The organism is Chromobacterium sp. FG22, from assembly GCF_057809415.1.
In genome coordinates this window covers 36,801-52,073 of the sequence record NZ_JBMDJX010000025.1, presented here as the reverse complement: position 1 = coordinate 52,073, position 15,273 = coordinate 36,801, and the positions used below count along the sequence as shown (strand labels likewise).

10 protein-coding genes are annotated in these 15,273 nt (G+C 64.3%); 6 read left to right on the top strand and 4 right to left on the bottom strand.

Annotation, left to right across the window (positions count from 1 at the left end; genetic code table 11):
* Positions 1-3: 3 nt before the first annotated feature.
* Positions 4-1,419, top strand: coding sequence for an alkaline phosphatase family protein (locus ACODSD_RS19770; protein ID WP_107801520.1), 1,416 nt, complete (start codon positions 4-6; stop codon positions 1,417-1,419).
* Positions 1,420-2,436: 1,017 nt separating this feature from the next.
* Positions 2,437-2,886 (top strand): hypothetical protein, encoded by a 450-nt coding sequence (locus ACODSD_RS19765; protein ID WP_488878120.1) that lies wholly within the window; start codon positions 2,437-2,439, stop codon positions 2,884-2,886.
* Positions 2,887-3,315: 429 nt separating this feature from the next.
* Here the strand turns inward: ACODSD_RS19765 and ACODSD_RS19760 are convergent, their stop codons facing one another.
* From ACODSD_RS19760 to ACODSD_RS19750, 3 genes are all read right to left on the bottom strand, one after another.
* Entirely contained in the window at positions 3,316-4,848 is a 1,533-nt protein-coding gene (locus tag ACODSD_RS19760; protein ID WP_488878119.1) for a catalase, read from the bottom strand.
* Between the two features lie 125 nt (positions 4,849-4,973).
* A complete protein-coding gene (locus ACODSD_RS19755) occupies positions 4,974-5,552 on the bottom strand; it encodes a TMEM175 family protein (RefSeq protein WP_081556483.1) in 579 nt (192 codons plus the stop codon).
* Positions 5,553-5,697: 145 nt separating this feature from the next.
* A complete protein-coding gene (locus ACODSD_RS19750; RefSeq protein WP_107801516.1) occupies positions 5,698-6,690 on the bottom strand; it encodes a sensor histidine kinase in 993 nt (330 codons plus the stop codon).
* A 159-nt stretch (positions 6,691-6,849) separates the two neighbouring features.
* Here ACODSD_RS19750 and argH point away from each other — a divergent pair, with 159 nt between their 5' ends.
* From argH to ACODSD_RS19735, 3 genes are all read left to right on the top strand, one after another.
* Complete coding sequence (gene argH / locus ACODSD_RS19745) at positions 6,850-8,235, top strand: argininosuccinate lyase (RefSeq protein ID WP_107801515.1); 1,386 nt, start codon at positions 6,850-6,852, stop codon at positions 8,233-8,235.
* A 599-nt stretch (positions 8,236-8,834) separates the two neighbouring features.
* Positions 8,835-10,439, top strand: a complete 1,605-nt coding sequence (locus ACODSD_RS19740; RefSeq protein WP_158274404.1) for an EAL domain-containing protein — start codon at positions 8,835-8,837, stop codon at positions 10,437-10,439.
* 120 nt (positions 10,440-10,559) lie between these two features.
* A complete protein-coding gene (locus ACODSD_RS19735) occupies positions 10,560-11,327 on the top strand; it encodes a DeoR/GlpR family DNA-binding transcription regulator (RefSeq protein ID WP_019103455.1) in 768 nt (255 codons plus the stop codon).
* Positions 11,328-11,498: 171 nt separating this feature from the next.
* On the opposite strand, the gene ACODSD_RS19730 is transcribed toward ACODSD_RS19735, so the two are convergent.
* The gene (locus ACODSD_RS19730; RefSeq protein WP_488878118.1) at positions 11,499-13,088 is read right to left on the bottom strand and encodes a GGDEF domain-containing protein; all 1,590 of its coding nucleotides are present in this window, start codon (positions 13,086-13,088) and stop codon (positions 11,499-11,501) included.
* A 113-nt stretch (positions 13,089-13,201) separates the two neighbouring features.
* Between ACODSD_RS19730 and ACODSD_RS19725 the strand changes: the two genes are divergently transcribed.
* Positions 13,202-15,115 (top strand): ribonuclease catalytic domain-containing protein, encoded by a 1,914-nt coding sequence (locus ACODSD_RS19725; protein ID WP_488878117.1) that lies wholly within the window; start codon positions 13,202-13,204, stop codon positions 15,113-15,115.
* The last annotated feature ends 158 nt before the right edge of the window (positions 15,116-15,273 follow it).

Sequence of the window (15,273 nt, the reverse complement as noted above, 5' to 3'; positions counted from 1 at the left end):
ATCATGCAACGCACCCTCGTTCTCAACGTGGTGGGCCTGACGCCGCAGCTGCTGCGGCACGCGCCGCACCTGAGCCGGCTGGCGGAGCGCGGCGCGCAGCGCCCGATCACCGCGGTGACGCCGGCGCTGACCTGCCCGGCGCAGGCCACCTATCTGACCGGTCAGCTGCCGCAGGCGCACGGTTGCGTCGCCAACGGCTGGTATTCGCGCGAACTGGCGGAGCCTTTGTTCTGGAAGCAGAACAACGCCTTGATCCAGGGCGAGAAACTCTGGCACGAGGCCCGGCGCCTGCACGCCGGCTTCAGCTGCGCGCAGTTGTTCTGGTGGTACAACATGTACGCCGACGTGGACTGGAGCGTGACCCCGCGGCCCATCTACAAGGCAGACGGCCGCAAGCTCCCGGACTTTTACTGCAACCCGCCGGAACTGCACGCGGAACTGCGCCAGAAGCTGGGCGATTTCCCGTTATTCCACTTTTGGGGGCCGGCGGCGGACATCCGCTCCAGCCGCTGGATCGCGGACTGCGCCTTGCATCTGTACCGCTCGCGCCAGCCCACGCTGACCCTGGTTTACTTGCCGCATCTGGATTACTGCCTGCAAAGGCTGGGGCCGGACCATACGGAGGTGGCGGCGGAGGTGGCGGCGGTGGACCAGTTGTGCGGCGAACTGATCGAGCAGGCGGAGCGCGACGGCAGCCGCGTCATCGCGCTGTCCGAGTACGGGGTCACGCCGGTCAGCAACGATATCGCGATCAACCGCATCCTGCGCATGGCCGGCTGGCTCAAGGTGCGGGAGGAGCAGGGCGAGGACAAGCTGGATTGCGGCGCGTCGGCGGCCTTTGCGCTGGCGGACCATCAGATCGCACATGTCTATGTGCGCCAGCCGGAGCTGGTGCCGGAGGTGAAGGCCTTGTTGCTGGAGCTGGACGGGGTGGAGATGGTGTTGGATCAGGCCGGCAAGCGTTTGCTGGGGCTGGATCATCCGCGTTCCGGCGAGCTGGTGGCGGTGAGCCGGCCGGATCGCTGGTTCAGTTATTACTATTGGCTGGACGACGCGCACGCGCCGGACTTCGCCCGCACGGTGGATATCCACCGCAAGCCGGGTTACGACCCGGTGGAGTTATTCCTGGACCCGACCTTGAACTGGCCGAAGTTGAGCATTGGCTGGACTTTGCTCAAGCGCAAGCTGGGCATGCGCAGTTTGTTGGAGGTGATTCCGCTGGACCCGTCCTTGGTGCGGGGTTCGCATGGCCGTCCCACCTTGAACCCGGAGCACGGGCCGTTGATGATCAGTTCCTTGCCGGACAGTTTGCCGCCGGGGTCGGTGCCGGCGACGGCGGTGCGGGACATCATCATGGATCATATGTTTGGGGAGGTGGAGACGCGGCTGGCGTATGGGGCGCATGGGGTGATGGAGTAGGGGTTTGGGTTTATTCCGGTGCGACGCTTATTGACTGGTTCTCCTTTGATTAGGGCTGTGATGGGTGATGGTTTTTCTGTTGAATCCGCTGCGCGGATAATGTTTTGGGTGCCGCTTTCCGCGCGGCGAACGGGGAGGGGGCGGGCCGCCGCCCCCTTCCAGCCCCCCTCGTCCCCCAGGACGCGAAACCCCGAAGAAAAAGGGGCCTGCAAGGCGCGGCTGAACTCGCGATTTGCTAGCGTCAAATCGCTCAAACAAAGCAGCCGCTTAAAACCTTGCAGACCCCTTTTTCTCCGGCGCGCCCCGAGGGGACACCTGGGCGCTACATGAGGTGGTCTTTTTTTGAAAAGAAAGAGTGATTTAGCTTTGCTGGCTAGTTCTGTGGATAACTATCCAGTTTGACCCTGCCTGTGGGTATCTAAGACAAATCAAGAAGAAAGCACGTCTCCGACGCACCCCAGATCCCTTCAAGCCTGCCGTCGGGTGGCGGGCCCGAGGTTTTAAGCGGCTGCTTGTTCGAGCAGCGCGACGTTAGCGCGCTGCGAGTTCAGCCGCGCCTCGGGCCTGACGGGTCCCGGCGGGAAGCCGTAGGCCAGGCTTGCAGGGTGGCCTTTAGGAGTGGAGAGGATATTTGGCCAAGCAAATATCCTCTCCCTGCTCGCCGGGCAGCCCCGGCAATGAAAATCATCATCCGCGCAGCGGATACAAAACCCACACACCGAGCCACACCAACCACCCTACCTTGACCCCGCCCGCCCCCTCGGCAACAATCCCCCCGTTGCCGCCTACACGCGGCACACGGGATTGGCGTCCCGTTTCCGAAGTCGACAAGCCAACGCAGCATGCTGCGTTGGCTGCTTTATCCATGGCAAGGCCGTTTTGGCAGGCGCATGGTGGGAGAGCGCTATGCGCTCGCCGGCAAGACTTCGGACCGGTACGCCAATCCTGCCACGCGCCTGCCTCACCTCAGCCTCACCCGGCAGGTGGTTTATCTTGTGTCACAGCAGGAGAAACACCATGCAACACGCTCAAAACTTTCCCCCGCGCCGTCGCTACAAATTGAACGCTCTGGAACAACAAAGCGTACTGCTGCCCTTCGTCCGCTTCTGCCCCGGCCGCACCTACCCGCATTACTGGCAAATGCCTACGCCCAGCAAGGATCTCCTCGCCGACCACGCCTACGGCCGCGAATGCGCGGCCCACCTGCTGCAATGGCTGAAGGACAACCGGGAATACGTCGGCAAAGGCCTGCTCAGCCGCGTGGCGCGCGACATCGATTTTGACGACCGCGCCGGACGCGGCCAGTGGATGGGTTTCTTCAACTATCTGGAAATCATGATGCTGCTGGGCGCCGACCGGGTCCGGGTCTACCGCCATGTCGATAGCCAGCACCAGATCTACCTGGCGCTGGGACAGCGCTTCAGCTTGGAAGCGCGCTTCCGCCGCATCCGCCTGCGAAACCGCTAAGCACCTTGCGGTGGGTATCGCTACGCTCCACCCACCCTACGGCGGATGGTTTGTCGGGGTATTTGTAGGGTGGGTGGAGCCGCAGGCGATACCCACCAAAGCCCGCCGCCAAGACCCAAGCATCGGTTCCATCGCGTTTCCGCGTGGGTATCGCCGCGCTCCACCCACCCGACGGCGGATGGTCTTGTAGGGTGGGTGGAGCCGCAGGCAATACCCACCAAAGCCCGCCGCCAAGGTCCAAGCATCGATTCCATCGCGTTTCCGTGTGGGTATCGCTGCGCTCCACCCACCCTACGGCGGATGGTCTTGTAGGGTGGGTGGAGCCGCAGGCGATACCCACCAAACCCCGCCGACACCGCTGCCACGGCGCGGCGCGCACGCAAAAACGGGGCGGCCATGGGCCGCCCCGCTTCACTCATGCGGCCGAGCTTATTCCTGCAACAGCACCGCTCTGCGCTCAATCCCCTTCACCTCCACCTTCAAAGCCTTGGCCAGACGCTCGCCGTACTGGCGGTCCGCCTTGTAGAAGTGCGACAGCATGATGTCGCGGGTCTCGACATTGCGCACCTTGGCCAGATCGCCGGACAGATTGCGGATCAAGTCCGCCTGGTCCTGCGCGCTCAGCGAGCGGTAGAACTCGCCGGCCTGCTGGAAGTTCAGCGTCTTGGCGATGGCCTCCTGCTGGGTATTGCCCTGCAAGGGCAGGCGGCTGTGCTTGAACTGCGGGTCCTGTGGCTTGGGAGCCAGCCGGCTGGGCTCGTAATTGACGCTGCCCTGGCGGCCGGAGGCGTTTTGCGCGCCGTCCTGATTATTGTTCACCACCTCCACCCGCGGACGGTTCACCGGCAGCGCCTGGAAATTGGTGCCGACGCGGTGCATCTGAGTGTCCAGATAGGAGAACAGCCGGCCTTGCAGCAAACGGTCTTCCGAGGCCTCGATGCCCGGCACCAGATTGGCCGGCGACATCGCCACCTGCTCGGTGGCTTCGAAGAAGTTGGCCGGCACTTGGTTCAGCGTCATGGTGCCCACCTTGCGCTCCGCCACGCCGGTCCACACCTTGGTGGGGTCCAGCGGGTTGAAGGCGAAACGGTTCATGTCCTCAGGCTGGATCAATTGCACGTACAAGTCCCAGGACGGGTAGCGTTTCTGTTCGATGCTTTGCAGCAGGTCCGCGGTGGCGTGGCTGACCGATTGGCCCTGCACCTTGGGCAGTTCGTCCGGGCGCAGATTGCGTTCGCCCTGATGCGATTTCCAGGTGAACTTGGCGTATTGGTAGCGGCCGTCCGCGGCCACCAGTTTCAGCGCGTGCACGCTGCTGCCGTTCATTTCGCGGTAATTGGCCGGGGTGCCGTAGTTGGAGTACACCCGGGTCAGCATATGGGTGGATTCCGGCAGATGGGAGAAGAAGTCGAAGACGCGGTTGGGGTCTTGCTCATTGCTGACCGGGTCCGGCTTCAGCGAATGCACCATGTCCGGAAACTTGATCGCGTCGCGGATGAAGAACACCGGCAGGTTGTTGCCCACCAGGTCCCAGTTGCCCTGCGCGGTATAGAACTTGGTGGCGAAGCCGCGCGGGTCGCGGTCGGTTTCCGGCGCGCCGCGGCTGCCGATCACGGTGGAGAAGCGCACGAACACCGGCGTTTTTTCGCCTTTGCGGAATACCAGGGCGCGGCTGACGTCCTGCAAGCCTTCGCTGGCGACGAAGACGCCGCCAGCGCCCACGCCGCGCGCATGCACCACGCGTTCCGGGATGCGCTCGCGGTCAAAGCGCTGCAGCTTTTGCAGCAGTTGAATGTCTTGCAGCAGGGTGGGGCCGTTGGGGCCGGCGGTCTGGCTATTTTGGTTGTCGCCCACCGGCGCGCCGTTGTCCTGGGTCAGGTTGGCGGCTTGGCTCAGAGCGGCGCTACAAGCCAGCGCCAGGGTGAAAAGCTTGCGGTTCACGGAAAAGGTCAGAACTGACATTGGCACTCCCATAAATTATTAGAACATTTACTAAGGGAGCGGCCATTATCGGAAGTGGCGATAGTTTTGTTAAATCTTAAATTGCAATTTGTTTGATAGTGTTTATTAATGGAACGAAGACGTCCTCATTTCTCCGCCAGCAGTCGTTCTATGCGGCGGTCCGGCACCAGCCAGATCAGGGCCATCAGCACATACATCGCCGCGGACAGCCATTCCCAGTAAAAGGCGGCGGCGATGCCGATCAGATAGCACAGCGGGGAGATCTTGCCCTTGATGTCCTTGCCCAAGGCCTCGGACAGCCGGGTGCGGTTGCCGGGCAGGCACAGCAGCGATTGCTGCATCAGCCACCAGGCCAGCGCGCACATCAGCAACACCACGCCGTACAGGGCCAGCGGCAGCGGGGCGAAGTGGTTTTCCCCCATCCAGCCGGTGACGAAAGGAATCAGCGACAGCCAGAACAGCAGGTGCAGATTGGCCCACAGCACGCGGCCGTCCACGCGCTGGATGGCGTGGTAGAAGTGGTGGTGGTTGTTCCAGTACAGGCCCACGTAGATGAAGCTGAGCACATAGCTGAGAAAGACCGGCCAACGGTCTTGCAGCGCCGTCCAGCTGGTGTCGTGCGGCACTTTCAGTTCCAGCACCATGATGGTGATGATGATGGCGAGCACGCCGTCGCTGAAGGCTTCCAGCCGGTTCTTTCCCATGATGTCCCTATCAGCTGTTTCAAGTAAATGATGGGGGCAGTATAGACGGCTTTCAGAGCGTGTTTACGATCGGGCGAGCAAGGGTGGGACAAGGCGTACTCACCGCGCAACGCTCCGCGACGCGCAGCAGAGCGTCAACAGGTTCTTAGCCCGGCCGCTGGGCCGGCGCCGGGCGATAAGGCAGGCGGATGCGGGTGATGAAGCGTTCGCCGTCCAGCCGGGCGCTGAGCGAGGCCTCGGCGTCGAAATACAGCTCCAGCCGCTCGGCCAGATTGTCCAGCGCCATGTGGTGGCCGGGCGCGGCCGCCGCCGGCTCCGGATTGACCGGATTGCTCAGCGTCAGCTCCAGCTGTTGTTCTAGCTGGCGCGCCTGAATGCGGATTTCGCCGCCGTCGGCCAGCCGTTCTATGCCGTGGAACACCGCGTTTTCCGCCAGCGGCTGCAGGATCAGCGGCGGCAGCGCCGCGTCCAGCGGGGCTTGCACGTCCCAGCTCACTTGCAGGCGCGCGCCCAGCCGTTCGGCCTCGATCGCCAGATACATCGCCGCCAGTTCGATTTCGCGGCCCAGCGTGGATTGCCGCGCCGGATCGCCCAGCTGGGCGCGGAACAGATCGGCCAGGTTTTCCAGCACCATTTCCGCCTTGTCCGGCTGCTTGCCGATCAGCGCGATGGCGGCGTTGAGGCTGTTGAACAGGAAATGCGGGCGGATGCGCGCCTGCAGCGCGATCAGCCGCGCCTCCGACAGCGCCGGGGACAAGGCGCGCGCGCGCAGATTGAGGTAATGCTGCATCAGCCCGCCCACCGCGCCGGCCAGCAGCACCTGGCCCCAGGGCATGGGCGCCAGCGGGTTGAGCAGACGGCCGCAGAAGGCGAAGGACAGCAGGCAGATGGCGGCGGCGCTCAGCGTCACGCGCCGGCCGCGGTAGAGGCGGCGGCCCAGCAAGGCCAGCAGGCCCAGGCTCAGCAAGGCGCCGGGCACCAGCAGGCTGGACAGGCGCAGCAGCCGCCAGGGCAGCGGCTCGCCGCCGTCGTCCAGCAACAGGCCGCCCAGCAGAAACAGGCCGAGCAGCAGCAGCGCGCGCAGCAGCACGCCCAGGTTGCGGTAGTCGGGCAGGTCGGACGGGGGCGGTAGCGGCATGAGGGCGCGGCCGGAAATAGGATAGCCGCATCATAGCAAGGAAAACCCGCACTGGCCGAAGGCGCTCGCCGCTGGCATAGTAGGAGATTCCCGGCGGCGCCGCGCGCCCCCGGAGTTTCGCCAAGTTTTTCGTCCGCAGCCATCGTAGAAAGCATCGCCATGCAAGATCAACACGCCTGGTCCGGCCGTTTCTCGGAGCCGGTATCCGAACTCGTCAAGAAATACACCGCTTCGGTGGATTTCGACCGACGACTGGCCGAATTCGACATCGAGGGCTCGCTGGCCCACGCCGCCATGTTGCAGCGCGCCGGCGTTCTGTCCGCCGAAGACCTGGCAGCGATCCGACGAGGCATGGGCGAAGTGCTGGACGATATCCGCGCCGGCCGCTTCGAGTGGAGCGTGGATCTGGAAGACGTGCACATGAACGTGGAGCGCCGGCTGACCGACAAGATCGGCGACGCCGGCAAGCGCCTGCACACCGGCCGCAGCCGCAACGACCAGGTGGCCACCGACATCCGCCTGTGGCTGCGCGCGCAGATCGACGCCATCGTCGGCTTGATCGGCGAGTTGCAGCACAGCCTGCTGGACCTGGCGGAACAGCACGCCGAAACCGTGCTGCCCGGCTTCACCCATTTGCAGGTGGCGCAGCCGGTGACCTTCGGCCACCACATGCTGGCCTATGTGGAAATGCTGGCGCGCGACGCCGAACGCATGAGCGACTGTCGCAAGCGCGTCAACCGCCTGCCCTTGGGCGCGGCGGCGCTGGCCGGCACCACCTTCCCGATCGACCGTCATTACACCGCCCAGCTGCTGGGCTTCGACGATGTTTGCCACAACTCGCTGGACGCGGTGTCCGACCGCGACTTCGCGATTGAATTCACCGCCGCCGCCAGCCTGGTGATGGTGCATCTGTCGCGGTTGTCCGAGGAGCTGATCCTGTGGATGAGCCCGCGCGTCGGCTTCATCGACATCGCCGACCGTTTCTGCACCGGCAGTTCCATCATGCCGCAGAAGAAGAACCCGGACGTGCCGGAGCTGGTGCGCGGCAAGTCCGGCCGCGTGGTGGGCCATCTGATCGCGCTGGTGACGCTGATGAAGGCGCAGCCGCTGGCTTACAACAAGGACAACCAGGAGGACAAGGAGCCGCTGTTCGACACCGCGGACACCTTGATCGACACCCTGCGCATCTACGCCGACATGATGCGCGGCGTCACCGTCAAGCCGGAGGCGATGCGCGCGGCGGTGCTGCAAGGCTTCGCCACCGCCACCGATCTGGCCGACTACCTGGTGAAGAAGGGTGTGCCCTTCCGCGACAGCCACGAGGTGGTGGCGCTGACGGTGCGCCACGCCGAGCAGCAGGGCGTGGACATCGCCGACCTGTCGCTGGCCAAGCTGCGCGAGTTCTCGCCCTTGATCGACGAGGACGTGTTCGCGGTGCTGAGCCCGGAAGGCAGTCTGGCGCAGCGCGACCACGTGGGCGGCACCGCGCCGCGCCAGGTGCGCTTGCAGATCGAGCGCCATCGTCAACGCCTGCAGCCGCGCTGAGCGCCGCTTCGTCTCGCTCTTGCCCGCAAGCCTTTGAATAGGCCTTTGATGGCCGTCAGGCCGCGCCCCGCCATCCCGGCGGCGCGCGGCCTGTTCTTGTTTGGGGGCCTGCCGATTGCGGCAATTTATATCAAACAACAGTCAATCAAAGACATTTTATTAAATAAATCTTTCTAATTAGCTTTTCTGTCTCCGGCTAAACCGTTATCTTTAGCGCCAGACTTGCGGGAGCTTCGAAAAATCGCGACGGCGGCCGACACGCCGCGCGGCTGGTTTTCCAAATTTCTCCAAGAACGTGTTTACGATCCAGCGAGCCAGAGCGAGACCAGGCGTTGCGGTTGAGAAAGCGGAATGCACACGTAGTGCATGAGTGTTTCGAAGCGCTGCTCACCGTGTCGCGTCTCACGGCGCGCGGCAGATCGTAAACAGGTTCCAAGGGACGGCGCGGCAACGCCCGCCTATCCCTCATCCTGGCAGTCCCCGTCTATCCATGCTGTTCTCGCCAGCGCCAGCCGTGCCGCGGATTGGCGCGCGCCGCCATGGCCGGACGCGGGGCCGCTTCTTGTCATTACAGTCACTCAGTCACGCCGGGGAACAATGTGTTTTGTCGCCATCGCTTCCGTCACCTGATCAGCCGAGGCAATCAATTCCGCGGCAGCCTCAACGCCGCGGAATGGGCCTTGGTCTTGCTGGTGGCCGTGTTGCCGGCGGTGATAGGCCTGCCCCTGACCTGGAACCGCTACCAGCTGGACGTGCAGGCGCAGCTGCAAAGCGCGGCGGGGCGCGCGGTCAATTCGGTGGACCGGGTGTTCAGCCAGGTGGACCGCTCATTGCGGGAGGCCGCGCCGTTGGCCGGCCAGCCCTGCCCGCAGGCGCGCGGCAAGCTGGTGTCGCTGGCGGCCTTCGATCCCTATATCCGCTCGCTGGGGCTGATGGACGGCCGCCGCCTGTACTGCACCTCGGTGCTGGGCGCGCAGTACTCGGATCTGCCCTTCACCCCGTCGGCGCCGCAGCAGCTGATCTACCGTCTGGACTCCGGCCCCTTGTACCCCAAGCGTCCCTTCCTGATGCGCACCTTGCTGGGGGAGCGGGGGCAGGCCGTCGTCGCCAGCGTGGAGCTGGCCTATTTCAGCCCTCTGCTGCCCTGGCAGGCCGACGACGGCCACAGCGGTTCGCTGCTGGTGCTGAATCACAAGGAGGCGGTGCAGTCCACATTGCCGGGCGCCGCCGAGGTGCCGGCCAGCGCGGTGCTGCGGGTGATCGCGGCTTCGGAGCGCTTTCCGCTGGCGGTGCACAGCTGGGTGGACGCCGACTACCTGTGGCGCGGCGCGTCGGCGCGTCTGCTGCGCGCCCTGCTCTTGTTGCTGCCGGTGGGCGTGGTCGGCGCGGTCCTGCTGCTGGGTTATCTGCGCAAGCGCGGCTCGGTCAGCGGGGAAATCCTGCTGGCCTTGCGCAATCAGGAGTTCCTGCCTTACTACCAGCCGGTGTTCGACGCCTGCGGCCGCCGCTGCATGGGGGTGGAGGTGTTGCTGCGCTGGCAGCATCCGCGTCAGGGGCTGACGCCGCCGGATCTGTTCATCCCGGTGGCGGAGGCCTCCGGCATGATCATCCAGATCACCCGCTATCTGATGCGGCGGGTGGCCGCCGACATGGCGTCGCTGCCCTTGCCCGATCGCTTTTTCGTGGCGCTGAATCTGTCGCCCAGCCATCTGCAGCACGCGCAACTGGTGGAGGACTGTCAGGCGTTTTTGCGACACTTCCCGAAGACGCCGCCGCGGCTGGTGCTGGAAGTGACCGAGCGCGAGCCCATCCGGGTGACGCCGCAAAGCCAGCAGGTGATGGCCGCGCTGCGGCGGATGCGGGTGCAGATCGCCATCGACGACTTCGGCACCGGCCACAGCAGCCTGGCCGAGCTCAACCGCATTCACGCCGATCATCTGAAGATAGACCGGGTGTTCGTGGCGGCGATAGGCAGCGACTCCATCGCCAACCGCATCCTGGAGATGATCATCGATCTGGCCAAGCAGCTGCGCATCTCCATGGTGGCCGAGGGCGTGGAAACCGAACAGCAGCGCGCCTATCTGCAGCAAAGCGGCGTGCATTATCTGCAAGGCTATCTGCTGGCGCGGCCGATGCCGCTGGAACAGCTGCGCGATTTTCTGTGGGGGCGTCCGCCGCTGGCGGAGGGCCAGCCGGTCTCCTGAGCAAAAAATACGCAATAAACGAACACTATTGGCCGATATCAAGCCGGAATAGTGGTTCTGTTTGCCGCTGACCCGCAAAATATGTTACTAAAGTGACGTGATTTTCGATTCCGAATAGTTATGAGCCGCTCACCCCGTCACGACAAGATTCTGCAGCTGGTCCGCGAAAACGGCTTCATGCCGATCGAAGAGTTGGCCAGACTGCTCGATGTCACCCCGCAAACCATTCGCCGCGATATCAACCAGCTGTGCGAGGCCAATCTGTTGCGCCGCTACCACGGCGGCGCCGCCCTGGGCAGCAGCGTGGAGAATGAGGACTATTTCGCGCGCAAAGGAAAATTCCAGAGCGAAAAAGCGCATATCGCGGACATGATCGCCAGCAGCATTCCCGATCACGCCTCGCTGTTCATGAGCATAGGCACCACCATAGAGGCGGTGGCCCAGGCGCTGACCAGCACGCACAAGGGTTTGCGGGTGATCACCAACAACATCCACGTCGCCTCCATCATGTCCACCAATCCGGATTTCACGGTGATGATCACCTCCGGCACGGTGCGCGCGTCCGACGGCGGCATCACCGGCGTGGCCACGCTGGACTTCATCAACCAGTTCAAGGTGGACTACGCCATCATCGGCGTGTCCGGCATCGAGCCGGACGGCTCGCTGCTGGACTTCGATTACCGCGAAGTGCGGGTGGCGCAGGCGATGATGTCCAACGCCCGTCACCGCTACCTGGCGGCGGACCACAGCAAGTTCGGCCGCAACGCCCTGGTGCGCATGGGACACATCAGCGAGTTCCACACCGTGTTCACCGACGCGCTGCCGCCGGAGCCGGTGACCAAGCTGCTGGAAGAGCAGGGCGTGCGCCTGGTGCTGACCGAGGCCTGAGACGCTTTCAAAGCCTGCCGCGCTTCGGCGATAGGCGTTAACAGGCTTTGAGCACGCGGATCGTCAACAGGCGTCCTGGATGCGGCGCTGAGCGCCGCGCCCGAAAAAAAGCCCGGAACCTCTCGGTGGTCCGGGCTTTTTCGCGTCCGGGCCGGGGCCCGGCGGCGGGGCTCAGTCCTGCATGATCTCCACCCGGTTGCGGCCGTTGGCCTTGGCCCGGTACAGCATTTCGTCGGCCTGACGCACCAGCTCGGTGCTGCTGGCGGCGGTGTCCAGCGAGCTGATGCCCACGCTGAAGGTCTGGCGGAAGTCGCCGTCCGGCGCGCGCTGCTCTATCTGGCTGAAGTCCTGGCGCAGCTGGTCCATCAACTCGCGCGCCTGCGTCTGATGGGTGCCGGGCAGCACGATGGCGAACTCCTCGCCGCCGTAGCGGCCCACCAGATCGCTGCTGCGCAGCCGTTCCTTGAGGAAGCGCGCCAGATTGATCAGCAGCTCGTCGCCGGCCGGATGGCCGTGGCTGTCGTTGATGGTCTTGAAGAAGTCCAGGTCCAGCATCGCCAGCGACAGCGGCCGCTGATCGCGGCGCGCGCGCTGGATGCCGTACTCCAGCTGGCCGTGCAGATGGGAGTGGTTGAGCAGGCCGGTGAGGCTGTCGTTGATGATGTAGGAACGCAGCTTGCGGTAGCGGCGCGCGCGGTTGATCACGGTGACGATCAACTCCTCCGGCGCCACCGGCTTGGTCAGGAAGCCGTCTATGCCCAGGGTCAGCGCGTCCAGCTGCACCGCCTGGCGCTTTTCCACCGACAGGAACACCACCGGGATGCCGTCCAGCAGCCGCTGCTGGCGGATCACCTTGGCCAGCTCCATGCCGCTGCACTGCGGCATGTACATGTCCATCAGGATCAGGTCGGGGCGGAACTGCTCTATCATGTCCAGCACCCGTTCCGGCTGGGTCTCCTCGCGGGTTTCCACCCCCTGGGCGTTGAGCACGCTGGAGTAGAGCCCGGCCAGCGATTCCATGTCCTCCACGATCAGCACGCGCAAGGGCTCGCGCTTCTCGCCCAGGTCGCTGAAGCTCAGCTGGTCAATCAGCTGATGCGCTTGCAGCGGCCAGTCCAGCAGGCTGCCGGCGCCGGCGCGCACCGCCGCCAGCCGCGCCTGGAAATCGTGCAGCGGCGAGGTCAGGATCAGCGGACAGATGCTGCTGATGGTGGGGGCCAGCAAAAGGATGGGGTCGTTGGCGGCGAACTCGGTGAAAGCCACCACCGCTTCCGGCGCCTTGTCCTGCAGCGCCTGGGCCAGTTTGGCCGCCTGCTGGATCACTTTGGCGTGGATGCCGTAGCAGGACAGCTGCTGGATCAGCGGCGTGGCGTCCACGTCTTGCGGCAGCCATAGATAGAGGGTGACCAGGCCGCCGCCCAGCAGGGCGTCGTAGTCGATCTCCGGCAGGCCGTCCTTGCGCTCCATCATGCCCAGCTGGCTGACCAGGCCCAGGTGGTGGCGCAGGCGGTTGTAGCGCTCGTTTTCCGACGGCGCGGTCTGCGGTTGCTGGATCCAGCCTTGCAGCAGCCGCGACAGGGTCTGTATTTCCCCGGTGATTTCGTTGAGGTCCTGCTCGCGCACCATGTCCTCCAGCCGCAGGATCAGCGACAGCAGGTGGGCGGCCAGCGGCCGCTCCCAGCGGGTGACGAGCAGGTGGCCGATGCGATCGATTTCCTGTGCCAGATGCACACGTTGTTTGAAAGCCTGATGTTGCGACATGATCAAGTATTCCCCGGTGGACCCGGTCGTCCAATATTCAAGTTCTGAAGCCGCGCCTGAGGCGCGCTGTTATAATCCGCCGTTGGATTGCAACGGCCTGGCAAAAATTTTTAATGAACGTTTTTTACGAAGAGAGCGGCGGCTTTAAGGTCGGCAGCATCGTTTCGCGCAATGACGCTAGTCTGCAAGTGGATACCCAGCATGGCAAGCGCGCCAAGATCAAGGCGGCGAATGTTTTTCTGGAGTTTAGCTCCGCATTGGGCGATTTTCTGCCCATGGTAGAGCAACTTGCCGCGGATATTGACCTGGATTTCCTGTGGGAATGCTGCCCGGACGACGAGTTCGGCTATGAGGCGCTGGCGGCCGATTACTGGGGCCGCGCGCCGTCGGCGGCCGAGGCCGCCGCCATCGTGTCGCGGCTGTACGGCGCGCCGATGTATTTCTACAAAAAAGGCAAGGGCCGCTACAAGAAGGCGCCGGATGACGCGCTGAAGGCGGCGTTGGCCGGGCTGGAGCGCAAGAAGCGCGAGCAGGAGCAGATCGACCAGTGGGTGGCGGAGCTGAAAGCCGGCCAGCTGCCGGAGGCGATCCGCGGCCAACTGATGACCTTGTTGTGGAAACCCGACAAGAACACGCTGGAGTTCAAGGCCTTCGACCAGGCCTCGCGCGAGCTGAGCCTGCCGCCGCTGCGGCTGGCGGACAAGGTGGGCGGCATCTCTTCGGTGCCGGACTACCTGATGGCCGGCTTCATGCTGGAGTTCTTCCCCAAGGGCCGCGGCTTCGGCAAGTACGAACTGCCCACGCTGCCGGAAGAGCTGCCGCTGTCGCCGGTGCGCGCCTTCTCCATCGACGACGCCAACACCACCGAGATCGACGATGCCTTGTCGGTGCAGGACCTGCCCAACGGCAACAAGCGCGTCGGTATTCATATCGCCGCGCCGTCGCTGGGCATCGCCATCGATTCCCCGCTAGAGAAGCTGCTGCTGTCCCGGCTGTCCACCGTGTATTTCCCCGGCGACAAGATCACCATGCTGCCGGACGATCTGGTGGAGATGTTCACCCTCAAGGAAGGGCACGACTGCCCGGCGCTCAGCCTCTACGTGGAGGTGACGCCTGAGTTCGAGCCGGTGGCCTACGAGAACCGCATCGAGAAGGTGCATATCGCCGCCAACCTGCGCCACGCCGCGCTGGAGCAGTTCTTCAACGAAGAGACGCTGGCTTGCGATCCGGGCGTGGACTATCCGTTCAAGCAGGAACTGATCTGGTTCTGGCAGTTCGCCGAGGCGCTGGAGAAGCGCCGCGGCAAATACGACCCGACCCGGCCGGTGCAGATGGATTACAACTTCGACGTGGTCGACGGCAAGGTGCTGATCACCTTGCGCAAGCGCGGCGCGCCGATGGACAAGCTGGTGTCCGAGCTGATGATTCTGGCCAACAGCGAGTGGGGCCGGATGCTGGCCGAGGCCGACATCCCCGGCATGTACCGCGCGCAAAGCATGGGCAAGGTGAGGATGACCACGCGGCCCGAGCCGCACACCGGCTTGGGCGTGGCTCAATACGCGTGGGCCACGTCGCCGCTGCGCCGCGCCACCGACTTCATCAACCAGCGCCAGCTGATGTCCATGATCCGCGGCGAGAAGCCGCAGTTCGAGCAGGGCGACGCGATGCTGTTCGCCATCCTGCGCGATTTCGACACCACCTACTCCGCCTACCTGGGCTTCCAGGACCGGATGGAGCATTTCTGGTGCCTGCGCTGGTTCAGCCAGGAGGGGGTGTCCGATCCCACCGCCGCCTTCATCAAGGAAGACCTGGTGCGCATCGACGGCCTGCCGATGCGGGTGCGCATCCCGGGCCTGCCGGAGCTGGCGCGCGGCGACCGCATCCAGCTGTCGGTGATCCGCATCGACGAGCTGATGCAGGAGATCGAACTGCGCTGCGTTGGTGTGCTCGGCCATGTCGACGCCGCCGAGGACGAGGCGTCGGAAGCCGAGACGGAGACGGGCGAGGCGGACGGCCAGGCCGGTTGAGTCCGCAATGCGAAACGTGCGAAAAGGCGGCTTGGGCCGCCTTTTTTGCGTCCGGCCGGACGGTGCTTAGAGCCTGTTCAAGATTTCGCGAGCTAAGGCGAGGCAAGGCGAAAACAGCTGAGAAAGCGGAATGTACGCGTGGTACATGAGCATTTCGA